This window comes from Massilia sp. BSC265, assembly GCF_000740675.1.
GTDB lineage: Bacteria > Pseudomonadota > Gammaproteobacteria > Burkholderiales > Burkholderiaceae_D > Telluria.
On sequence record NZ_JPXI01000026.1, the window covers coordinates 1 to 21938 of the forward strand.

General features: G+C 64.5%; 21 protein-coding genes. 5 read left to right on the forward strand and 16 right to left on the reverse strand.

Going from position 1 to position 21938, the window contains the following annotated elements:
* The 4 genes from MA09_RS06570 to MA09_RS06585 all read left to right on the forward strand — a co-directional run.
* Positions 1-241: IS3 family transposase (locus MA09_RS06570; protein ID WP_036246372.1), on the forward strand; the 241-nt coding region annotated here is incomplete at its 5' end.
* Positions 242-390: 149 nt separating this feature from the next.
* Positions 391-1707 (forward strand): amidohydrolase family protein, encoded by a 1317-nt coding sequence (locus tag MA09_RS06575; protein ID WP_307183328.1) that lies wholly within the window; start codon positions 391-393, stop codon positions 1705-1707.
* 201 nt (positions 1708-1908) lie between these two features.
* On the forward strand, positions 1909-2439 hold the full coding sequence (locus MA09_RS06580) for a TMEM175 family protein (RefSeq protein ID WP_373887838.1): 531 nt from the start codon (positions 1909-1911) through the stop codon (positions 2437-2439).
* A 95-nt stretch (positions 2440-2534) separates the two neighbouring features.
* Positions 2535-4256, forward strand: a complete 1722-nt coding sequence (locus MA09_RS06585) for a diguanylate cyclase (protein ID WP_036246375.1) — start codon at positions 2535-2537, stop codon at positions 4254-4256.
* An 18-nt stretch (positions 4257-4274) separates the two neighbouring features.
* Here MA09_RS06585 and MA09_RS06590 read toward each other — a convergent pair whose 3' ends face one another.
* The 12 genes from MA09_RS06590 to MA09_RS06650 form a co-directional block, all read right to left on the reverse strand.
* Positions 4275-4910 (reverse strand): SAM-dependent methyltransferase, encoded by a 636-nt coding sequence (locus MA09_RS06590; protein ID WP_036246376.1) that lies wholly within the window; start codon positions 4908-4910, stop codon positions 4275-4277.
* Positions 4911-4967: 57 nt separating this feature from the next.
* Positions 4968-5702, reverse strand: coding sequence for a helix-turn-helix transcriptional regulator (locus MA09_RS06595; protein WP_036246377.1), 735 nt, complete (start codon positions 5700-5702; stop codon positions 4968-4970).
* A 323-nt stretch (positions 5703-6025) separates the two neighbouring features.
* Entirely contained in the window at positions 6026-6229 is a 204-nt protein-coding gene (locus tag MA09_RS06605; protein WP_036246381.1) for a hypothetical protein, read from the reverse strand.
* A gap of 22 nt (positions 6230-6251) precedes the next feature.
* On the reverse strand, positions 6252-7589 hold the full coding sequence (gene hslU / locus MA09_RS06610) for an ATP-dependent protease ATPase subunit HslU (RefSeq protein WP_200883039.1): 1338 nt from the start codon (positions 7587-7589) through the stop codon (positions 6252-6254).
* Positions 7590-7603: 14 nt separating this feature from the next.
* Entirely contained in the window at positions 7604-8140 is a 537-nt protein-coding gene (gene hslV, locus MA09_RS06615) for an ATP-dependent protease subunit HslV (RefSeq protein WP_036246383.1), read from the reverse strand.
* Positions 8141-8235: 95 nt separating this feature from the next.
* Complete coding sequence (locus tag MA09_RS06620; protein WP_036246385.1) at positions 8236-9534, reverse strand: STAS domain-containing protein; 1299 nt, start codon at positions 9532-9534, stop codon at positions 8236-8238.
* Positions 9535-9737: 203 nt separating this feature from the next.
* Positions 9738-10190 carry an RNA polymerase-binding protein DksA gene (gene dksA / locus MA09_RS06625; protein ID WP_036246387.1) on the reverse strand — a complete coding sequence of 151 codons (453 nt, stop codon included), beginning with the start codon at positions 10188-10190 and terminating at the stop codon, positions 9738-9740.
* Between the two features lie 248 nt (positions 10191-10438).
* Complete coding sequence (locus tag MA09_RS06630) at positions 10439-11503, reverse strand: GTP-binding protein (protein ID WP_036246388.1); 1065 nt, start codon at positions 11501-11503, stop codon at positions 10439-10441.
* A gap of 132 nt (positions 11504-11635) precedes the next feature.
* Positions 11636-12568, reverse strand: a complete 933-nt coding sequence (xerC, locus tag MA09_RS06635; RefSeq protein WP_229440578.1) for a tyrosine recombinase XerC — start codon at positions 12566-12568, stop codon at positions 11636-11638.
* Positions 12569-12596: 28 nt separating this feature from the next.
* Positions 12597-13262: a DUF484 family protein gene (locus tag MA09_RS06640; RefSeq protein ID WP_036246390.1), complete on the reverse strand. Its 666-nt coding sequence runs from the start codon at positions 13260-13262 to the stop codon at positions 12597-12599.
* Between the two features lie 107 nt (positions 13263-13369).
* On the reverse strand, positions 13370-14653 hold the full coding sequence (locus MA09_RS06645; RefSeq protein ID WP_036246391.1) for a porin: 1284 nt from the start codon (positions 14651-14653) through the stop codon (positions 13370-13372).
* A gap of 216 nt (positions 14654-14869) precedes the next feature.
* The gene (locus MA09_RS06650; protein WP_036246392.1) at positions 14870-15922 is read right to left on the reverse strand and encodes a porin; all 1053 of its coding nucleotides are present in this window, start codon (positions 15920-15922) and stop codon (positions 14870-14872) included.
* A 487-nt stretch (positions 15923-16409) separates the two neighbouring features.
* Between MA09_RS06650 and MA09_RS06655 the strand changes: the two genes are divergently transcribed.
* Positions 16410-18032 (forward strand): SEL1-like repeat protein, encoded by a 1623-nt coding sequence (locus tag MA09_RS06655; protein WP_036246393.1) that lies wholly within the window; start codon positions 16410-16412, stop codon positions 18030-18032.
* Between the two features lie 250 nt (positions 18033-18282).
* Here MA09_RS06655 and MA09_RS06660 read toward each other — a convergent pair whose 3' ends face one another.
* From MA09_RS06660 to dapF, 4 genes are all read right to left on the reverse strand, one after another.
* Positions 18283-19239 carry a M23 family metallopeptidase gene (locus MA09_RS06660; protein ID WP_081897450.1) on the reverse strand — a complete coding sequence of 319 codons (957 nt, stop codon included), beginning with the start codon at positions 19237-19239 and terminating at the stop codon, positions 18283-18285.
* 66 nt (positions 19240-19305) lie between these two features.
* Positions 19306-20166, reverse strand: a complete 861-nt coding sequence (locus MA09_RS06665) for a DUF6544 family protein (protein WP_200883038.1) — start codon at positions 20164-20166, stop codon at positions 19306-19308.
* Positions 20167-20248: 82 nt separating this feature from the next.
* Entirely contained in the window at positions 20249-20905 is a 657-nt protein-coding gene (locus tag MA09_RS24035) for a hypothetical protein (protein WP_229440580.1), read from the reverse strand.
* 179 nt (positions 20906-21084) lie between these two features.
* On the reverse strand, positions 21085-21936 hold the full coding sequence (gene dapF, locus MA09_RS06670; RefSeq protein WP_036246395.1) for a diaminopimelate epimerase: 852 nt from the start codon (positions 21934-21936) through the stop codon (positions 21085-21087).
* Positions 21937-21938: the final 2 nt, after the last annotated feature.

A 21938-nucleotide genomic window follows, 5' to 3' on the forward strand; every position in this document is an offset into this window, starting at 1 on the left:
GCGTGAACGCCAGCTCGTGCAGAGCATGTCACGCAAGGGCAACTGCCTCGACAACGCGGCCATGGAGAGTTTCTTCGCAGTCCTCAAGTCCGAGTTCTTCTACCTGAACAAGTTTTCCACCGTCGATGAGTTGCGCGATGGCTTGACTGACTACATCCGCTATTACAATCACGACCGCATCAAGCTCAAACTAAAAGGCCTGAGTCCCGTTCAGTACAGGACTCAGGCCTTGGCCGCTTAGCAAACTAACCGTCCAACTTTATGGGGTCAGTTCACAACGCGGCGTTTTTATTGCCCGTCCCATCCGGTTGCCGCGGCTGTCTGGACGGCAACGGCATATCCCGGTATAAGCTTGCATCCTGTTAAATCAACAATGCCGGAGGTAGCACCTTGAATCGCCCGAACGTCCTGCGCATCCACCCCCTGGTCTCGCGCATTGTCCTGTTCTGCCTGGCCGCCCTGAGCTGGTCCGCACAGGCCGCCGAGGTCACCATTACCGCCGACCGCCTGCTGGACGTGCGCACCGGCCGCATGGTCCAGAACCCCGAGATCCTGGTGCGCGACGGCCGCATCGTCAGCGTCAAGCCGGCGGCCGGCGCTCCGGCAGCCGCAGCCCCCGGCACGGCCGGTGCCCGCATCGCCCTGCCCGGGATGACGCTGGTGCCCGGCCTGATCGACATGCACGTCCACCTCGATTCCGACCCCACCTACGGCGGCTACAGCTACCTCGAGTACAACGACCGCTTCTGGTCGGCGCTGGCTGTCGCCCACGCCTCCAAAACCCTGGACGCGGGCTTCACCACCGTGCGCAACGTCGGTGCCTCCGACTGGAACGACGTCGGCCTGAGCCAGGCCATCGCCGCCGGCAAGGTGCGCGGGCCGCGCATCATTCCCGCCGGGTGGTCCTTCGGCGCGACCGGCGGACACTGCGACAGCACTTACTTCCCGCCATCGATGGAAGAGAAGAACCCGTACAACGCCGACGGCCCCGAGGAAGTGCGCAAGTCGGTGCGCGCGCTGCGCAAGTACGGCGCCCAGGTCATCAAGGTGTGCGCCACCGGCGGCGTGTTCTCGCGCAATACCGAGCCGGGCCAGCAGCAGATGAACTACGCCGAGCTGCGCGCTGCGGTGGAAGAGGCCGCCCAGTGGGGCCTGAAGGTGGCCGCCCATGCGCATGGCGCGGCCGGCATCAAGGACGCGATCCGCGCCGGCATCACCACGGTCGAGCACGCCAGCTTGATCGACGACGAAGGCATCGCGCTCGCCAAGAAGCATGGCACTTTCCTGTCGATGGACATCTACAACGGCGACTACACGGCGCTGGAAGGCAAGAAGAACGGCGTATTGGAGGATAACCTGCGCAAGGACCGCGAAGTGACCGAGATCCAGCGCCAGAATTTCAGGAAGGCCCACGCGGCCGGCGTAAAGATGGTCTACGGCACCGACGCCGGCGTCCATCCGCATGGCGGCAACGGCAGGCAGTTCGCGGTCATGGTCAAGTACGGCATGACGCCGCTGCAGGCGATCCAGGCCGCTACCATCAATTCGGCCGAAGCACTGGGCAGGGCGGACGTCGGCATCGTCGAGCCGGGCCGCTACGCCGACATGGTGGCGGTGCAGGGTGATCCACTGGAGAACGTGCAGCTGCTGGAAGCCCCGGCCGTGGTGATCCAGGGCGGCACCGTGGTCAAGCGCAACGCTCCCTGAGCAGGAAAGCCGGCAGGACCGGCGTCATCCAAAGCGGACCCATGCGTCCGCTGCAGGCCGCCATCGCGCGGCCTTTTTCACGTCCATTCACTTGCTCGAGCTTGTCTGGCGCCTGCCTGTCCAGGTGCCGTCGCTGCGCTCTCGGCGTGCAGTCGATCGACCGCCAGACCCTGAAGAACAACGGTACTGGGCAAGGACAGGCTGGAAGCCTTCAGCGACGGCGTGATCCCGATCATCATCACGATCATGGTGCTGGAACTGGAGCCGCCGCACGGCACGGCCGTAGCAAGCCTGGCGGAGGTGCTGCCGGGCTGGTTGCGCTATGCGCTCAGCTTCGTCTACGTGGGCATCTACTGGGTCAACCACCATGCGCTGCTTGACCGCGTGGCCAAGGTCGACAGCGCCGTCCTGTGGGCCAACCTGCACCTGCTGTTCTGGATGTCGCTGATTCCCTGGGTGACCGCCTGGGCCGGCGAGAACCCGATGGCGCCCGTGCCGGTGGCACTGTATGGCGTCGTGTTGCTGCTGTGCTCGGTCTCGTTCATGCTGCTGTCGTGGCGGCTGGACGTGGAAGCGGAGACGGGCCGCGTGCACTCCTGGGGCAGCCGCAAGAACCGGATGTCGATCGCGCTGTACGCGCTGGCGATCGTGTTGTCGCTCTGGTATGCGCCGCTCGGTGCGGTGATCCATGTGCTGCTGGCGATACTGTGGCTGGCGCCTGAAACGCGTTAATGCGCCGATTTGGCGGGTAATGACGGGCCTGTTCCTGCTGACCTGGCGGGCAATTTCAGGCAAGATTGCGGCAAATCCGTCAATCTATCTTCTGCATGTTTGCCCGACTCGACTCCAGCCTCAAGCTCTTCGGCGCCTTGATCGTCATCATCGTCGCTTGCCTTGCGACCTTGCCCTACATGAGCAGCCACCAGGCCAATCTCACCCTGGACGCGCTCAAGGAAGGCGCTGCCAAGGAGCGTGCCTACAATACGGTGCTGAGTCTCCTCAAGGATGCCGAAACCGGCCAGCGCGGCTACCTGATCGGCAGCGACGAAGCTTTCCTGGCACCTTATAACGCGGGCGTTGCGGGGCTACCCGCCGCCATCGACGACCTCGAACGCCATGCCACGTCGGCACAGGAACAGGCGCTGGTGGCGCGCATTGCCGAGCTGAGCCGTGCCAAGGTACGGGAGATGGACCGCGCCATCCAGGTGAAGAAGCGAGGCGACAACCAGGCGGCGCTCGACATCGTGGCAAGCCAGCGCGGCAGGCAGTTGATGGACCAGCTGCGCGAGCTGCTGGGTCGCCAGTTGCGCGTGCTGGCCGAGCATCGCAATGTGCTGCGCGAGGACATCACGATCGCCCTGCGCTACAACACGGCGCTCGGCATTGGCGCCAGCCTGGCCAGCTTTGTGCTGATCTGCTGCGCCGTCTTCGTTGTCACCAGGAGCTTGAATGAGCGGGCGGAAGCGGCCCGGCAATCCCAGGAGCTCGCCGACAGCAATGCGCGGCTGGCGCAGTTGGCGGCAACCCGGGCCGAGCGGCTGTCGATCACGGCCGACATGCTGCAGGCGCTGGACAGCGTCAAGACGCCGGCCGAACTGGCGCGCGTCCTTCCGGTGTTCCTGCGCAAGCTGATGCCTGCCACGTCCGGTGCGGTCTACATTTATCGCAACTCGCGCGACCTGCTGGAACTCAAGGCCTCATGGGGGACGGTGGGCGAGGTGCCCGACATGGTGTCGCCTGAGGACTGCTGGGGCCTGCGGCTCGGCAAGATGCATGTCGCCAGCCCGGAGCACAGCCTGTGCTGCGATCATGGCGGCGCCTGGCTGGCCGCCCACGACTCGCAAACCTGCGTTCCCATGATTTCCCAGGGAGACGTCATTGGCGTGCTGGTCATCGCGGCGGACAAGCACGACGGCAGCCTGCTCGAAAGCGCGCTGGTCACGACCCTTGCTGAACAGCTCAGCCTGGCGATCAGCAACGTCACGCTCAGGGAAACCCTGCGCCATCAATCGACCATCGATCCGTTGACGGGCCTGTACAACCGGCGCTTCTTCGACGAATCGCTCAAGCGCGAACTGGCGCGTGCACAGCGCAGCCGGAGCGCCTGTTCGGTCATCATGGTGGACCTGGACCACTTCAAGCGGATCAACGACACCTATGGACACGATGGCGGCGACCTGGTGCTGAAAGCCGCCGCGCGGACGATGGTCGACCGGGTGCGTGCGAGCGATGTCGTGTGCCGCTATGGCGGCGAAGAGCTGGTCCTGATGCTGCCGGATTGCAGCGCCGAGGAAGCGGCGAAGTGCGCCGAGTCGATCCGCGTTTCCCTGACCGAGCTCCTGATCCAGCACCAGGGCCAGGTCATCGCGGGCATCTCGGCTTCCTTCGGCATCGCCCAATGGCCGGGCAAGGCGAACGGAGACCAGGAATTGCTGCAGGCAGCCGACCGTGCGCTGTATGCGGCCAAGAAGGGTGGGCGCAACCGTGTTGTGTTGGCAGAGCGCGAACCCGAGGGATTGCCCGCATCCGCCGCCCCGGCAGCGGCATGAGACAGGCGCAGGCGAGGCTCAGCGCGGATAGGTGAAGCCGGTACGGATATCCATCGGCAGCAGCTGGCCGCCTTCGCGCACCATGGAGCGCTGGGGCGGTTCCTCACCCGCCAGCACGCGCCGCGTGATGGGCAGTCCTTCGGCCTTGCGCACCAGTTCGTCGCTGCGCTCGTACACGTTGGGGCAAGCCGTGGCTTTGATGAGCGCCTGCACGACCGGCACTTTCCACAGGTCGACCCCGGCGGCATTGAACTGGCAGACCAGATAACCGATGGCACCGCCATAGCTGTGCACCAGCAGGCCCGGCAAGCCGTCCTTCTCGCCGTCGACCAGCTGGACCAGTGCCTGCGGATCGGCGCCCTGCAGCGCACGGGCGCGCAGCAGCACGGCGGCCTGGACGCGCCGTTTGATCATGGCGTGGTCGACCGGCTCGTCCTCGCGCAAGGTCCAGACCCGGGCGGCGATCTGCGACTTGGCGTTGTAGGCCGCGCGCGCCAGGAACTGGCGCGAGGAGGACTGCACGATGGCCGTGGCGCCCGCTTTGTTGCGCTCCGCGGGCTTGCCCTCGACCCTATCGATGGCCGAGAGATAAATCCAGGGGTCTCCGGCAAGGATGGATTTTTCCTTGCCCTGCTTGATGGTAATGGTGAGCATGCGCGGCTTTCGTTTTCAGGATGCGCATCATACAGCAGCATACCGCGCCCACCGCCGTCATCCGCGCCGCAACGCGGTAAATGCCGCAAACTCCCAGGATCTGAAGCCCACCAGCAGCGTATAGCCATCGCGCTCCTGCGGCGCCAGCCGCCGGTCGTTGCGGTGCAGGCGCGCCAGTTCTCCCGCCAGCTGCTCGATCTTCTGCGCCAGCTCCTGCGCGCTGGCGCTCGACAGCCGCGCTGGCAGGCACATCAGCGCCTCGCCGGGACGGTCGAACCTGCCTGCAAAATAGTCTTCCACCACATGCTCGCGGAAGAAGCGCTGCACCGGGCCGTCCGGCAGCCAGCGGAAGGCGTTCGAAACGCGCAGGCTGTAGCGGTTCAGCGGTTTCAGCTCGATCAGGCCGAGCCGGTCGAGCTCGGCCAGCAGGGTGATGCATTCCGGCTCCGTCAGGCGGTAGGTCTCGGTCACCTGTCCCAGCGACCAGTGTCCGAGGCAGCAGATTGCCATCAGGAGCAGGCGCGGATTGGCGACCAGCGAGGTTTCCTGCGGCAGGGTGAGGAAGTCGGCCTGGGGGCGAGAGTCGGCGGCGCGGCGCAGCACGTCTTCCAGCGCGATGCCGGTCACCTGGCAGATCTGGGCGAGGCGCGACAGCGCCATGTCCTTCTGCCCGAACATGCGCTTGACGCTGGATTCGCTCACGCCGATGCGTCCGGCCAGGTCTTTATAGGTGATGCTGGCGGTGCGCAGTTCGGCGCGCAGGACGTCGAGGACCAATTCCGGTGAACTCATGGTGTTCCTGTGGTCGATATGTCATGTCGACTGAATGTACCTGTGAATGCTGAGTTGAGCAATATATAGGGTGGTGCGGCTCCACCCGGTCATGTGAGCAGCCTGAACGATGGCGCCGCCCACGCGTTCAACAACAGGATGAATGGACGCACGGTAGTTCAACCAGTGTTTGAACGCGTGGGCGGCATCCGCGGCAGCCATATGCATATTGCAAGGTGGCGCCGCGCCACCTTGCGAGAGCGGCATGCCGAGGAAGCGGGCGCAAAAAAGGCGGGCACGCTTGCGCGGCCCGCCAAGGGGAAAGAGCCTGGAAAAGGACCGGCTTACTCGTCTTCGTCCGCGACCAGCTTGGCCTTCTTCAGCATGCGCTTGGCCTCCTGCCGCTCGCTCGAGAGCGGTTTGGCATGTGGCCCGGCGGACCTGGCTTTGGCCAGCGCCGCGGTCGGGTTGCGCGGCTTGCCGAAGTTCTGGGACGGCTCCACCCGCAGCCGCATCTTCTGCCGCGTTGCCAGTGCTTTATTCGCCATCACCAAATCCTCCTCTTCAACATTACAGCACGTACCTCGACAGGTCTTCGTTGACCGACAGCGCATCTAACCGTGCGTTGACATAAGCCGCATCGATGGTGACCGTCTGGTCCTTTTCAAAGCCGGCCGTGAACGAGATTTCCTCGAGCAGCTTTTCCATCACCGTGTACAGCCGGCGCGCGCCGATGTTCTCGGTGCGCTCGTTGACCGAGAACGCGATCTCGGCCAGGCGGTGGATGCCCTCAATCGTGAAGTCGACCTTCACGCCTTCGGTCGCCAGGAGCGCTTCGTACTGCTTGGTCAGGCTGGCGTCGGTCGAGGTCAGGATGCTCTTGAAGTCTTCGATCGACAGCGATTCCAGTTCGACGCGGATCGGGAAGCGGCCCTGCAGCTCCGGGATCAGGTCCGACGGCTTCGACAGGTGGAAGGCGCCCGAAGCAATGAACAGGATGTGGTCGGTCTTGATCATGCCGTACTTGGTATTCACCGTGGTGCCCTCGACCAGCGGCAGCAGGTCGCGCTGCACGCCGGCGCGCGAGACGTCGGCGCCGCCATGCTCGGAGCGGGTGGCGATCTTGTCGATCTCGTCCAGGAACACGATGCCGTTCTGCTCGACGTTGGCGATCGCCTTCTGCTTCAGCTCGTCCTCGTTGACGAGCTTGGCGGCCTCCTCGTCGACCAGGAGCTTCATCGCATCCTTGATCTTCATCTTGCGCGGCTTCTTGCGCGCGTTGCCGACGCCGGCGAACATCGACTTGATCTGCTCGGTCATTTCTTCCATGCCAGGCGGCGCCATGATTTCCATTTGCGGCATGGCGTCGGCCACGTCGATCTCGATCTCGCGGTCGTCCAGCGCGCCTTCGCGCAGGCGCTTGCGGAAGGTCTGGCGGGTGGCGTCGCCTTCCTTGCCGTCGCTGCCATTGCTGACGTTGAAGCCGAAGTCGCGTGCCGGCGGCACCAGGATGTCGATGACGCGGTCTTCGGCCGCATCCTCGGCGCGCTGGCGCACCTTCTTCTGCTCGCTGGCGCGGGTCTGCTTGACGCCGATGTCGATCAGGTCGCGGATGATGGTGTCGACGTCGCGGCCGACATAGCCGACTTCGGTGAACTTGGTCGCTTCGATCTTGATGAAGGGCGCATCGGCCAGCTTGGCCAGGCGGCGCGCGATCTCGGTCTTGCCGACGCCGGTCGGGCCGATCATCAGGATGTTCTTGGGGGTGATCTCGTGCCGCAGCGGCTCGGCGACCTGCTGGCGGCGCCAGCGGTTACGCAGCGCGATCGCGACTGCGCGCTTGGCCTTGCCCTGGCCGACCACGTGCTTGTCCAGTTCCGAGACGATCTCGGGAGGGGTCATGTTCATGATGGGGGACTGGTTCATTCCAGGGTCTCGATGATGTGGTTCAGATTGGTGTAGATGCACAGCTCGCCCGCGATGGTGAGCGATTTCTTGACGACGTCCAGAGGCGACATGTCCGTGTTCTCGTACAGGGCCTTGGCCGCCGAGTGGGCATACACGCCGCCCGAGCCGATGGCGCCCAGGCCGTCCTCCGGTTCGAGCACGTCGCCGTTACCGGTAATGATCAGGGTCGACTCCCGGTCGGCGACCAGCAGCATGGCTTCCAGCTTGCTCAGCATGCGGTCGGTGCGCCAGTCCTTGGCCAGTTCGACCGAGGCGCGCAGCAGGTTGCCCTGGTGTTTTTCCAGCTTGGCTTCGAAGCGGTCGAGGAGGGTAAAGGCGTCGGCGGTGGCGCCGGCGAAACCGCACAGGACCTTGCCCTGGTACAGCTTGCGCACCTTGCGCGCCGAGCCCTTCATGACGACGTTGCCCAGCGTGACCTGTCCATCGCCGCCCAGCGCGACCTGGCTGCCGCGCCGCACACTGACGATGGTGGTGCCGTGAAATTGTTCCATTTTTAGCCTCGTGGTTGTCTAGCCCCCCGCAGATGGGGTGGCTGCATTAAATTGCAAGACGAGCGCGGCTAAAAACTGTCGCGCAGGAAATCAGCTTAGTAGCGGTGCGGATAAAGACGAATCTGCTTACCGCTGCCGGCATCGTCGTGCGTATAGCCAAGCAGGCGCAGCAGGGCGGCAACCAGGTGGTTCAGGTCGCGCAGCTCGACCCGCCGCTGCTGTTCCGTATGTACGCGCAAGCGGCCCTGCAGGGCGGTGGCGCAGGCATAGTCCATGCGCGCCAGGCGCGAGCAGTCCAGCACCAGCACCTCGCGGCCATCGGCATAGGCGTCGATGGCATCGAACAGCGCCGCGCAGTCTCCCAGGGCGAGCGGCGGCAGCAGGAAGCGGTCGCCCGCCACCGGGGCCGGCGCGGCGGTCGAGACATGCGTCAAGGCCTCGAAGGAGGGCGGCGACACCTCGAAGGTAACGCAATAATCCATCGCCGATTCCTCGAAATCCTTTTCGCGGTTGGACAGCAGGAGCAGCTCGAGCAGCAGCAGCCAGGGGGCTTCGCCCGAGCTCCGGTCGCCCACCGCCAGCATGGGGCGCAGGGTCGCCATCAGGGTGTCGGCGCCGGCCAGCACCAGTTGGCGTCCTTCCTTGCGCAGCGTCTGCAGCGCTTTCAATAACAGGGCGCAGCCCTCGGGAACGGCGCTGCGCACCGCGCCGACCTCGACCCGCACCAGGGGAGCCTTGGCGGTGAGCAGACGCTGCAGGCGTGGGGCGATGCCGCTGTCGAGGATGGGGCCGAAGCTTTCGGTGGCGGCCACGCCGGTCAGCTGCGCAACGTCCTGCGCCGGGGGCGGCGGCTGCCAGGCCGGCGGCGAGGTCTCGAAATGGCTGGCGTAGTCGATGGCGATGCTCTCGAACCGGCTTTCCTGGCCGGTAGCCTGGTAGAGGTCGAACAGCATCCACCATGGCAGGCGTTCGTTCCGGCCGAAGTTCGCCAGGCTGTCGCGCAGCAGGCTTTCCGCGGCGGCGGCCTGGCCGTTGGCGTAGAGGATGGCGCCTTCCTCGACGGCCGGGGCGGTGGCCGGCACGGCCGCGGCGTCGGGCAGCTCGTCGACACCGGGTTCAGGGTCGGGAAGGGCGGCGGGTGCGGCGGCCGGGCGGCGCGCCGCGCTGCCCCAGGCCGGCTCGTCGTCGAAGATGGCGGAGGTCATCTCCAGCTCGATCTCGTCGATCTTGGCGGCAGTGGCGCGTGCGATGGCGCGCTGGCGTTCGCGCTCAGCTTCGCTGTCGAGGCGCGAGGGTTCGCCGGCGCGCAGGCGCGTGTCGACGACGACGAATGAAGCAGATGCGTCCTCGGCTGGCGTGTCGCTCTTTTTCTTCAGGAAGGAGAACAGCCCCATGGTCCCCAATGGATAATTGAACAAGCCCCTGCACGAGCATGACGGTAGCACGGCTGAAGGCGGCACGTGCTGCGCGCACGCGTATGCGCCTGCGCAGCACCGCTAGTGTATCCGATGGGAAATAAAACATATGCACGGTAGCTAGCGTGCAAAAGAAAAAGCATGCCTTGCGGGCATGCTTTTTCGGTGGGGTATTGGATGAATCAGTCGCCGTACAGCTTCTGCTTCAGTTCGCGGCGCTGCTGGGCTTCCAGCGACAGGGTTGCCGTAGGACGGGCGATCAGGCGCGGGATGCCGATCGGCTCGCCGGTTTCTTCGCACCAGCCATACTCGCCGTTTTCGATGGCCTGCAGCGATTGCTGGACCTTCTTGAGCAGCTTGCGTTCGCGGTCGCGGGTGCGCAGTTCCAGCGCGTGTTCTTCTTCGATGGTCGCGCGGTCGGCCGGGTCCGGCACCAGCACGGTTTCGCGCAGGTGTTCGGTGGTCTCGCCAGCATTTTTCAGCAGTTCTTTCTCGAGCTCCTGCAGGCGGTTGCGGAAGAACGCGAGCTGTGCCGGATTCATGTAGTCATCGTCGCTCATCGCCCGAATTTCTTCTTCCGTCAGAAGGCGTTCTTCGAGCTGCGCGGCGGTATTCGGTTTCGTTGTTTTAGTCATGATGCCTTCGATACGACAGAGGTTTTCATTTTAGCAGCAAACTCAGCATTGACACCTTTGCAACGGATGCATGTCGCGCTTGCTGCCCCGGACGGCGATCGCCGTCCTTCACTGCCTGTCCCGGCCCGGCATGCAGCTGGCGTGGGACGATGCCCGGATGCGCCGGCGCGCTAGCGCTGGTGCCCGGCCTGCCAACTATCATGGCAGGTCGTCAGCGAGCCCGGACCTGCCCGCAAAACTGATGTAGTTTATACCAAACATTGTTCGAGTCCGCGGATAAATACGTCTTTTAGTAAATTTTTACCAATAAAAACCATTTTACTGCCACGGATTTCTCCTTCGCCCCACTTTGCGCCGAGGTCGCTTCCCATGATTTGATGCACGCCTTGGAACACGACTTTGCGGTCGGCGCCCGCCATCGACAGCACGCCTTTGTAGCGCAGCATCTGCGGGCCGAAGACCTGCACCATGCTGCCCAGGAACTGGTCGAGGCGCTCCGGATCGAAGGCGCGCTCGCTCTTGAAGACGAAGGCGGCGATGTCGTCGGTGTGGTGGCTGCGATGGTGATCGTGTCCATGGTCGTGGTGAGTGCAGGCCTCGCCGTGGGCATGGTCATGGCCACAATGCTCGCCGTGCTCATGATCATGATCTTCCTCCGCGCGCAGGAAGTCCGGGTCCAGTTCCAGCTTGTCGTTCAGGTTGAAGCCGCGCAGGTCCAGCACTTCCGAGATCGGCGCGCGGCCGAAGTCACTGAGCGAGATCGGGGCGCGCGGATTGATGCGGTGCAGGCGGGACGTCAAGGCATCCACGGCGGCGGCATCGACCAGATCTGTTTTCGACAGCAGGATCTTGTCGGCAAAGCCGACCTGGCGCTGGGCTTCCTCGTGGCGGTCCAGCTGGTCCATGGCGTGGCGTGCGTCGACCACGGTCACCACGGCATCGAGCATGTAGTTAGCGCCCACTTCTTCATCGACGAAGAAGGTTTGCGCCACCGGACCCGGGTTGGCCAGGCCGGTGGTCTCGATCACCACGCGATCGAAGGCGATCTCGCCGGCGGCACGCTTCTGGGCCAGGTTGGTCAGGGCCACGATCAGGTCGCCACGCACGGTGCAGCAGATGCAGCCATTGTTCATCTCGACGATCTGCTCGCCGGTATCGCGCACCAGGATCTCGTTGTCGATGTTTTCCTGGCCGAATTCGTTTTCGATGACCGCGATGCGCAGGCCGTGTTCCTCGTGCAGAATGCGGTTGAGGAGGGTGGTCTTGCCTGCGCCGAGGAAGCCGGTGAGGATCGTGCTTGGGATGGGTTCCATCATGTTCGCTTTAGTGTCGGTTGCGTCCGCATCGGGCGGGAGAATCGGGGGATTATGCCGGATTTCGTGCAACATCACCATGAATCAACTGTGCAACGTCTTGACGTAAGTCACAGTTTTGCCAGGTTTTGCTTATTTCGACTTTGCCCGCGGATGGGCCTTGTCATAGACGGCAGCCAGGTGCTGGAAGTCGAGCGCCGTGTAAACCTGGGTCGAGGTGATGCTCGCGTGCCCGAGCAGCTCCTGCACCGCGCGCAGGTCGCCCGATGACTGCAGCACGTGCGAGGCAAAGGAGTGGCGCAGCACGTGCGGATGGACGTGCACCGGCGTTCCGGCGCGCAGCGCGTGCGCTTTCAGGCGGGTCTGCACGACGCGCGGCGTGATGCGCGTGCCGCGGCTTGATAAGAACAGGGCGGCGCTGCCGTCGCGCGCGACAGGGCGCACAGCGAGCCAGGCGATGAGCGCCGAGCGCGCCGGCCCGCCGACGGGCACGCGCCGCATCTTGCCGCCCTTGCCGGTGACGACCACGTCGCCGGCCTGCAAATCGAGCCAACCGAGCGACGAGGCGGGCTTGCCATGCATGCCATTGCCGGCTTCGGTATAGACCATGTCGAGGCTGGCCAGTTCCGACACCCGCAGGCCGCTGGAGTACAGCAGTTCGAACATGGCGCGGTCGCACAGCTCGGCCGGTTCCGGGTGGCCCTTGGCATGGGCCTCCATCAGCTGCACCGCGTCGTCGACCGACAGGGCCTTGGGCAGGGTTTTCGGCCGGCGCGGGGCGCGCACGCCCTCGACCGGGTTGGCGCTCAAGGCGACCTGGCCCGACAGCCACGCATAGAAGCCGCGCCAGCCGGACAGCTTGCGCGCGATCGAGCGTGCCGATTGGCCGCCGGCATGCATTTTCGCGGCGAAGCGGCGGATGTCGTGGTGGGTCAGCCGCGGCCAGTCCTCGTGCCCGGCCAGGGTGGCGAGTTCCTGCAGGTCGCGGCGGTAGGCCGCGACCGTGTGCGGCGACAGCTGGCGCTGGGTGGCCAGTTCGCCTAGGTAGCGGGTCGGCCAGCTCATCTGCCCAGCCTGCGCCGCCGTCATGGGATCAGGCCCGCAGCGGAGCCAGCGCAGTGCTGGCGGTGGCTGCGATGTGGACCAGGAAGTCGGTCGCCATGGTCGAGGTGAAGCGGTCGTCGTTGGGGGCGCCCAGCACCAGCAGGCCGAAGGTCTTGCCGTCGGCGACGAGCGGCATCAGGACGGTCGAGCGTACCGCGGCCGGGTCGTCGAGCCAGCGCACCGCTTCGAAGTCGTTGTTCAGGCCGCAGTAGGGCGCGCGCAGGCTGGCTGCGAACAGTCTGGCATCGTCCGACACGCCATTGGTGAACCAGGTATCGGCATAGTCCGGCTTCAGGTTCCACAGGCGCAGCGTCACCTGCGGCACCATGAATTCGGTGCGCAGTGCGTCGACCAGGTCGCGCGCAATGGCGCTGCCGCCCGTGGATGCCAGCAGGGCCTGGTTCCAGGCGTGGAAGCGGTTGGCGATCGCATGGTTTTCCTCGGCGCGGCGGGTCAGCTCGGCCAGGCGCAGCTCGAGGACGCGGTACTTGTCGCGCATGACCTCCATCTGGCGCTCCTGCAGCGACACGGCGCGGCCGGTCAGCGGGCTCGACAGCTTCACTTCGCCCAGCAGGCCAGCGTGCTCCTCGAAGAATTGCGGGTGGTCGATGAGGTATTGGGCGACGGCCTTGGCGTCGAGCGTATCGGTGGTCATGAAAATACTAGGTGAAAAAGTTCGTCCGTCATTTTACCTGACAGCCATATATCGACGGGACATAAAAAAAGACGCCCCGGAGGGCGTCTCTTGAGAGCGGCAGAAGCTTAGAAGCGGTGGCGGATGCCGACTTGCAGTGCGCGGCCGTCTGCGCCCGGGGTCTCGGTGAAGCCGCCCGGGTTGCCCGCGGTGCCCGGTGCGTACTGCGCCAGGCCCTTGTTCTTGATGAAGGCCGCCACGGTGTACAGGTCGGTGCGCTTCGACAGGAAGTGGTCGTAGCCGATCGCGTACAGGTTGGCGTCGCTGTTGGTCGGGGTACGGTCGTTCTGGTGCGCGTACTGGGCCATGATGCGGCCGCTGCCCACCTTGTAGTGCGCGCCCACCTGGTAGCTGTTGGCGTCCTGCTGGGTGTTGTTGCGCAGCGCGGGCAGGAAGATGTTGTTACGCAGCGCAGCCTGGGTAGCTGCCGGGATGCCCAGTTGCGTCAGGGCTGGCGCGACGCCGGTGTCCCAGCCTGCGGTGTAGTCGGCGATCAGGACCGAGTTGCTGTTGCGCTGGCTGTGGAAGCCGGCGAACAGTTTCCAGGTCTCGTTCAGCTGGTAAGAACCGCCCACGGTGGTGGTACGCAGGCTCGGACGATTCTGCTGGTCGTAGCCGTGGTTGTAGCCGATGCCGACGTCGAAGCCGTTGGCCGCGTAGGTCACGGCGGCGGCGCGGAACTTGTTGTAGCGGCCGAGGTAGCCCGAACCTTTCGGACCGTACATAAGGGAACCGCCGATGCCGTTCGGCAGGGCGATGCGGTACTGGATGGCTTCCTGCGAGCGGATGTCCGCGCCCAGCGCGGTGAAGCCGGCGGTGCCGCCGGTCACGTGGCCCCAGGTACCGCCGGTGCCCGATTCGAAGGTATCGGCCTTGTTGAAGACTTCATAGCCCGGGGTGTACATGCGGCCCAGCAGGATGGCGCCCATCGGGGTGATCAGGCCGACCATCGCGGTGCGGTCGAACAGCGCACGTTCCTGGTTGACGGCCGGACCGTTCGGCGGCTGGATCAGGGACTGCAGGCGAGTCAGGACCGCCGGCGGGATGCCGTTCATGCCGCGCAGCAGGTAGGTGCCCGGATTGTCGTTCATCAGGGTCGGCTGCTGGGTGCCGGTGTCGAGTTCGACGCGCGCTTCGAGATTGAAGATTGCCTTGTAACCGTTGCCGAGATCCTCGGTGCCCTTGAAACCGATGCGCGAACCATCGGCGCCGCCGCTATAGATCTTGGTCGGGCCACCTTTTTGCCACATCACGCCGGCGTCGGCGATACCGTAGATCTGCACGCTGGTCTGCGCGAAGGCCGGGATTGCGAAACAGGTGCCGAGCAGCGCGGCCAGGATACTTTTCTTCATTGGGTCTCCATTAATTTTGCGAACGAGCGTTTTGTTACGCGCCTTGCCAATATGCCATTGCTTCAGTGCACTGTACAGGCCCCCGATGCGGGAGGCCACGGCGTCTTGGCAGACGTTGCTTAAAAACTACAAAAAAAGGGGCAAAAAAGGCGGGCATGGTCGCCCATGCCCGCCCCGTGGAAGGGCAGGCCCGTGGGCCCGCACTCCGGATACGGCTTAGAACGAGTGATTCACACCCACGTCATAATGATTGACGGTCGACTGCAGGGCATTGATGCCCTTCTTGCGCGATGCATCGACGTACAGGTAGGTGCGCTTCGACAGGCTGTATTCGTAGCCGAGCGACAGTTGCTTGACCTTCTGCAGGCCGTCGACGTCCTTGTGGCCATAGCCAGCCAGGAACTTGCCCGGGCCCATGGTGTAGTTCGCACCCAGCACCCATGCCTTGGTATTGGCATTGGCAAAGCGGTTGTGCTCCTGGTCCTGCTTCGAGTACAGGCCCATCAGTTTCAGTTCCGGGGTGGCGGCGAACGATGCGCCGATCGACCAGACCTTCGATTCGACGGCGTTACGCTCGTAGCCGGCCATGAAGGCTGCCGGACCGTTGTTGTAGGTGCCGGTGATCGAGAACGGGTTGGCCGATGCTTCGGCGCCCACCGGGTACTGCGGGGCTGCCGGGGTGCCGCGGCCGATGACGGCCGGGCCGCCGCCGCCTTCCTTGGTGGCGATGGCGGCATTCAGCTGGAAGCCGCTGCTCACCGGCGAGTTGTACCAGATGGCGTTCGAGAAGCGGTTGGCGGTGTAACCCTGCACGTCCAGCGGCTGCGAGCTGTAGCCTGCGACGGCCAGGTCGGTCCAGAAGCCTGCCGGGCTCGGCGAAGCATGGAAGGGTTCGAAGGCGCCCACGGTTTCGTGGAACGGGGTCAGGCCGCGGCCGATGCGAACCATGCCGAAGTCGCCCTGCAGGCCGACGCGGCTCTGGCCCTGGAACAGCGGACGTTGGGTGCCGTTGCTGCCGATTTCATTGGTGCCGGTGTCCGGCTCGTAACGCATTTCGAGTTGGAACAGTGCCTTGAGGCCGTTGCCCAGTTCTTCAGTACCCTTGAAACCGAGGGTGTTCGAGGCACGCTTGCCGATGTTCAGGCTTTCGCCGCTGCGCTTGATGACGCCGGCGTCGATGGTGCCGTAGATCTGGACCGAAGTTTGTGCATGCACGGTGCCGGCAGCGAATGCGCCAAGCAGTGCGGCGGCCAGGAGGGAGTGTTTCATTGTGTTTCCTTTTTTTCTTGAATAAAACTCAGCTATCCTGGCATTGAGACATTGAAGCCGAATGCCGGGATAACTGCACCTTAAATGCTTGACTCGTCAAGATTATCGGTTTTGTCAATTATGAAGGGGGCAGTTGGTCGAAAGCCAATAATTCCAATCGTGCTGTTGTATTTTTGAAACGCGCGGCAGCAAGGTGTAACAAATTGCTTCAAGGACACAAACGAACTCATCTTTTTGATACTTTGCGCGGCCTCAAGGAAGCCGGGAATTCGAGCGGAGCGGCAGCAATGACGCCGTAGACTCTGCGTCAAACCGAAGTGCGTAGCGACGGCAAGTCAGGGATTTCTTATATATTGGCTACTCTTGGCGTGAGGCCGTGGTACTGGCGGCGGCGCCGTTGCCATCGCTCGAGCGCGGTCTTCGAGCGTGATTCCCCGGTGAAGTCCGCTTGGCCGCACTGGCCGATTCCATACCAAGACAAGCAATAATGGCTAACCGTGAAGAACTGGCGATCATCCGCAATGCACGTGCCGGGCAGGCCGCTGCCCAGCTCGAGCTGGGCAAGCTCTACCTGTTCGGCAGTACCGGCTTGCCGCAGAGCCTGCCGACTGCCTTGCACTGGCTCGAGCGCGCTGCGCGGCAGGAATGCCAGCAGGCCTGGCAACTGATCGGCAACCACATTCCGCTCGCGTTGGCCCAGCCCAGCGCCCAGGCGCTCGTGCCCTGGTACGAACGTGCCTATGACGACGGCAGCGTGCATGCAGGCCTCGTGTTTGCGCAGCTCGTACTGGGCGACGGTACAAGCCCTGGCGCCATCGCCGCCCCGGCCGACTCCCCCGGATTTGCCAAGGCCCTGCGTGCGCTCGAAGATGCTGCCCGGGCCGGCTTTCCCGAAGCCCAGTGGCTGCTGGCACGCCGGCGCGATGCCGCACCAGTGCGGCCGGCCGGCGCTGGGGCGGTGCCGGCGCCGGTCTCGACCCAGGGCTGGCTGCGGCGCGCGGCCGACAGCGGCGTGGCCGAAGCCCAGTCAGCCGTGCTCGACCAGGCTTGGGACGCCGGGCACTGGGACGATTACCTGGCGCGCGCGCTGCCGCTGGCACGCGAGCTCGTGCGCACGGCCGCCAGCCAGGATGGCGTGCATCGGCTGGCGCCTGGCGATATCGCCTTGCTGTCGCGCGTCGCGCGCCTGCTCGACGACAGCACATCCCACCCAGGCGGGAAGGGCGAACATGGGCTGGCCCGGCATGGGCTTACGCTTGCACCAGGCGAACCCCTGTGCTTCTGGGAGCTCGCTGCGGCCGAACACGACCGCCATGCCCAGCTGGCAATGGGCTTGCGCTGCGCGCGCATGGATGTCGGCGGCCGCCGCACCGCCGGCGGCGGAGCCGCCAATTTCAAGAAGGCGATCCGCTGGCTGACCCTGGCGGGCGAGCAGGGTCTGGCCCAGGCCTGGTATGCCCTGTCGCGTATCTATATCAAGCCCGAATTCTCGCAACGGAATGTCGCCGATGCCCAGCGCTACCTCGAGCGGGCGGCCGAGATGGGTTACCGCGACGCCCAGCTCGAATGCGGGCACAACGCCTGGCGCGCGCGCCGCGAGAACGAGAACAAGGACGTAGCCGCGGCTTACTGGTTGCAGAAGGCGGCCGGCCAGGGCAGTAGCGAAGCGTCGGCACTGCTGCGCAGGATCGCTCCGCGCCTGGGTACGCCGCCCTATGTCGAGACCGGCAAGCTGCTCGCGGGGCACGAGGAAACGCTGCATGCGCACCCGCTGCTGCACGCGCGGCTGGAACTTGCTTCGCTGTTCAGTCTGTCACGGGCCGAAGCGCTGCTGCTGGACGTGCCCGCCGCCGACCACGGCCACTGCCTAGTGATCGACATCCGCGCCAGTTATGGGCGCAGCAAGCGTCGCCTGGTGCTGGTCGAGACGGCGCAGGAACGCCATGCGCTCGACCGCATCGTGCGCTTGTTCGAAGGAATCGACTGCGGCCCGTCGGGTCCGGAGGGGAATTACCGCCAGCGCTTGTACCGGCTGCGGACGCTGCTGGGGGCGCCGGCGAAAGAAAACGACGAAGGCGATCCGGTATCGCCAATCGGTTTGGCGGCCTGAGCTCGGGCCAGGTTCCCGCATCAGGAACCGTCGCCGAAGTACCGTCAAGGGCAGTTCGCTCGACGAGACAGTGTATTCCGGCCTGAAGTTCGGCAGGCAACCTTGCCTACAGGCCGAGCGCCCCAAGGAACCGATTAAGAGCGTCCAACAAAACCTTCAGGGCAAGGGATGCGGCCCACCGACGCGCCGTCGACGACAGTACGCCTGTACGGCGAGACGGTGCAAAGCAGTCATGGAGTTTTGCCAGGCGCTAAGGCGGGTTCACCCGGTCATTGCGGACGAGATAAGCGGCCCCAAAGCTGACGGGTAAGGGCTTGCCCGACATCGGTTGACGGGCAGACCCCGGCGACTGTGCATGGATATGCAGGTGCGGTTCATCGCTATTGCCCGAATTTCCTACTTCGCCGATGAGCGCGCCGACGTCGACCCGGTCTCCTGCGGCAAGCCGGATACTGCCCGGACGCAAATGGGCAAGCACGACATCGGCTTGTGCGCAACGCAATATCACAGCATTGCCGAGCATGTGGGCGCGATCGGTCTCGGGAACCCGCATATCCGGCACGCCGTCTATGGCGAAAACGACGGTGCCGCTGCAGGGAGCGAACACCTTCGCACCGTATATCCTGTACGCCGTGGGGGCAGAGGGAAGCAGGCCGTCCGCCCGGAACCCGATCGGGTCAACCTGGACAATATCCACGCCGTATGATTGGCCCCGCCATGCCAGGAAGCGCGGTACCGTCGGATCCAGCGTGCGCATGTGTGCATTGATATTGATGCTGGCGCCCCCATTGGCGATCACGTATCTGCCGGCACGAAGAGGGAAAGCCAGGTCCACCACGTCCTCGCGCGGCGGGATACGCCCGTACAGGGCAGTGGCTGCCTGGTACAGCCCGAACCCGCCTGCGCAAACATAGAAAGCGAGTGCTGCCCGGCGGACCAGGCTGGAGCGCGACGCAATGCTTCGAGCCGCGGCCCGCCCCCGGGAAAAAGCGATCGCCAGCACGAGCAGCACCCCATAGGCATAGGGTGTCCACCATGGAATCACCGTCCATAGACCAGCAAGTGCAATGGCGCTCAGTACGGCAGCTGTGGCGGTCGCCTGGATTCCAAAGCCCACGCGGCCCCGTAGTGGAAGGAATGCGATGCAAAAGATGAGCAGCAATGGCGCCGCTAGCTGGAGGGCAAGGATCAAGGCCATGGTTGCCATGGTTGAGAGCGTCTCTGGACGCGCCAGAATGTTGCCGGAGCCGTGACATTCGTCACGCTGCCGAGCTCACGGAAAGGTGATCGATTCGACTCGCGCACGAAAGAAAGGGAAATAGTCGGCGGTTCCCATATGGTTGCCGCCATCGACGCGGGTCGGCAGGGTGAATCCGCCAAAGCTGCGGAACTCGGCAAGCGTCCCGCCAAATGGCTGGAGGCGCCATTCTTTTTCCGGATTCACATTGCTCCATCGCGGAATCAGCACCCGCAGCGGTCGTCCATCGTCTGCAATGTCGATATCGAGCGTCTGCGTCAGCGAACCTCGCCTGACGATGGCGCGCGCCTGGTTTGGCGTGTTCCCCTCGACCCAATCGACGCCCTTGCCGGGCAAGAGCGATGCGGGTGCCCAGAACGCGGCTTCTGCGACGACGCGGCCGAACGATGCACGAAGATGGTTGCTGTCCCCGCCGGCTCGCACGACGGGCAGGATGCCGCCCAACCAGAACCTGGTCCAGGAGCGATCGGCAAGCATGCCGTCGGATCCCACTATGTGCATGATGCCGGTGCCTGCCTCAACGGACCAGATAAAACCATGTGGCGACGCCAGAATCTGGCTTGCCTGCATCGGACGGCAGGCTGGATCAGCCTTGCTGCCAAGGCAAATTTCTCCGCTCATCCGAATTTCGCTGACTTGCCGCAGCGCGGTGCCCTCCGCGATCGTAAAGAGAAAGTAACGGCGCGCGGCATCCGGCAAGTCCTTTACCATCTGCCGTGAAAACAGTTCAGTGGATGCGGATGCCGGGCCCTGGAGCTGCTTCCAGGCAGACGCCATCGTGCGCGCTTCGCTCATACGCCATGCCAGCATCAGCAACGCGATCAGGACCAGGACCGACAAGGCGGCGAGCGATATCAATAGCATTTTCTGTCTCATGCATTTTCCTCGGACCACGCCGCATGGACAGCCTCCGTCCCGGCGGCGTGCTGGATGTGCAACGGCGTCGGCATACAGGCAGTCAGCGATGCAGCAGGGTGGTGCCTTCCTGAACGATGACATCCGATACGGGCCGCCTGGGCACAGGCGGCAGCGCGTTGGCAGGATAACCCAGGCGAAGGAGAACCTGTGGCATTCCGTTGCTGTCAGCGCATGCAGCTTGGTTCGCAAGAAGGCGAGCTGAATCGGTTGATTCAAGTACGAAGCTTGCAATCCATGCTGGCATCCGAGTAGCAAAACGCGTTGCAGCGCCTGCCCGGCAATCAGCCAGTCGCGCACCCCATCGCTGTCCGTTCCCAGCACCGCGAGTAGCGGAGACGCTTCCGCCAGCGCCTTGTCCCTTGCTCCGACTCCTCCTCCCATGTCGAAGGAACGCACGACCAACTGGGCGAGCGGCAAGGCCAGGCACGCCGAATCCATCGCCAAGACGGCGTGGATGCATCCAGGCAGCGAGTTCGCGGCGCCAGCTTGGGTTGGCCCATTGGACGGCATCACCTTCGGAGACCATGGCGGCAGCAATACGAAGATGCATCAGGGCGCAACCACAACTGATCGTCAATTCCCGATCATCGGGGTCGTTGACAGGAAGCGCACGGGTTCGGTCGGCGAAGAGATCGATGGAAGACTCCGCCATCCGGAAGAGCCAGGGCTGGGTGTTGTGGCTCGAGGGCGCGAGCACTGTACGCTCGACGAGGGATTCGAACCATGTGCGACGCGTGTCCCGGCCCAGTGCATCCTGAAGCGAGTCCGTTCTTCCACCTTTAGCGATTTGCCTGCATCAAGCACCCGTGATGTGGTCCTCGCGGTGTGCCGCTTGCCGGCATCCGGACCGACCCCCGGCGTTTCCGGTTCAGTCCTTCAAATCTCGACTTCGCCCTCGAACACCGTCATCGCCGGCCCGCTGAGGTAGACCGGCTGGCCGGGGCCATCCCAGGCAATGCTGAGTTCACCGCCGCGCGCCGACACGCGCACCGGCGAATCGAGCAGGCCGCGCCGGATGCCGGCCACCACGGCCGCGCAGGCGCCGGTACCGCAGGCCAGCGTTTCGCCGGCGCCGCGTTCGAACACGCGCAGGCGGATGTGGCGGCGGTCCACCACCTGCATGAAGCCTGCATTCACCTTCTGCGGGAAGCGCGGGTGCGTTTCGATCGCCGGCCCCATCGTTTCCACGGGTGCGGTGTCGACATCCTCGACCACCTGCACCGCATGCGGGTTGCCCATCGAGACCACCGACACGAACACGGTCTTGCCACCCACCGGCAGCGGCCAGGTGGTGTCTTCGTCCTCGGTCCTGCTTTCCAGGCCGGCGCCGTCGAACGGGATATCGAGCGGGTCGAGGCGCGGCGCGCCCATGTCCACCGTCACGCTGCCGTCGTCCTCGAGACGCGGGGCGATGATGCCCTTCATGGTCTCGACACGGATGCTGCGTTCGTCGGACAGGGCCTTGTCGCTGACGAAGCGGGCAAAGGCGCGCGCGCCGTTGCCGCATTGCTCGACCTCGCCGCCGTCGCTGTTGAAGATGCGGTAGCGGAAATCAACGCCTTCGGTGACCGGACGCTCGACCACCAGGATCTGGTCCGCCCCGATGCCGAAGCGGCGGTCGGCCAAGCGGCGCCATTGTTCCGCGTTCAGGTTCACGTCCTGGTGGATCGCATCGACGACGATGAAGTCGTTGCCCGCGCCGTGCATCTTGGTGAATTTCAGTTTCATGT

Excerpts from the sequence above, each read along its gene's own strand:
- MA09_RS06605 (WP_036246381.1), bottom strand. The coding sequence starts at position 6,229 with ATGGCGAATAAAGCACTGGCAACGCGGCAGAAGATGCGGCTGCGGGTG.
- xerC (WP_229440578.1), bottom strand. The coding sequence starts at position 12,568 with ATGAGCTGGCCGACCCGCTACCTAGGCGAACTGGCCACCCAGCGCCAG.
- MA09_RS06640 (WP_036246390.1), bottom strand. The coding sequence starts at position 13,262 with ATGACCACCGATACGCTCGACGCCAAGGCCGTCGCCCAATACCTCATC.
- MA09_RS06590 (WP_036246376.1), bottom strand. The coding sequence starts at position 4,910 with ATGCTCACCATTACCATCAAGCAGGGCAAGGAAAAATCCATCCTTGCC.
- MA09_RS06595 (WP_036246377.1), bottom strand. The coding sequence starts at position 5,702 with ATGAGTTCACCGGAATTGGTCCTCGACGTCCTGCGCGCCGAACTGCGC.
- dapF (WP_036246395.1), bottom strand. The coding sequence starts at position 21,936 with ATGAAACTGAAATTCACCAAGATGCACGGCGCGGGCAACGACTTCATC.
- MA09_RS06585 (WP_036246375.1), top strand. The coding sequence starts at position 2,535 with ATGTTTGCCCGACTCGACTCCAGCCTCAAGCTCTTCGGCGCCTTGATC.
- MA09_RS06660 (WP_081897450.1), bottom strand. The coding sequence starts at position 19,239 with ATGGCAACCATGGCCTTGATCCTTGCCCTCCAGCTAGCGGCGCCATTG.
- hslV (WP_036246383.1), bottom strand. The coding sequence starts at position 8,140 with ATGGAACAATTTCACGGCACCACCATCGTCAGTGTGCGGCGCGGCAGC.
- MA09_RS06655 (WP_036246393.1), top strand. The coding sequence starts at position 16,410 with ATGGCTAACCGTGAAGAACTGGCGATCATCCGCAATGCACGTGCCGGG.
- dksA (WP_036246387.1), bottom strand. The coding sequence starts at position 10,190 with ATGACTAAAACAACGAAACCGAATACCGCCGCGCAGCTCGAAGAACGC.
- MA09_RS06665 (WP_200883038.1), bottom strand. The coding sequence starts at position 20,166 with ATGAGACAGAAAATGCTATTGATATCGCTCGCCGCCTTGTCGGTCCTG.
- hslU (WP_200883039.1), bottom strand. The coding sequence starts at position 7,589 with ATGAACATGACCCCTCCCGAGATCGTCTCGGAACTGGACAAGCACGTG.
- MA09_RS06620 (WP_036246385.1), bottom strand. The coding sequence starts at position 9,534 with ATGGGGCTGTTCTCCTTCCTGAAGAAAAAGAGCGACACGCCAGCCGAG.
- MA09_RS06650 (WP_036246392.1), bottom strand. The coding sequence starts at position 15,922 with ATGAAACACTCCCTCCTGGCCGCCGCACTGCTTGGCGCATTCGCTGCC.
- MA09_RS06630 (WP_036246388.1), bottom strand. The coding sequence starts at position 11,503 with ATGGAACCCATCCCAAGCACGATCCTCACCGGCTTCCTCGGCGCAGGC.
- MA09_RS06645 (WP_036246391.1), bottom strand. The coding sequence starts at position 14,653 with ATGAAGAAAAGTATCCTGGCCGCGCTGCTCGGCACCTGTTTCGCAATC.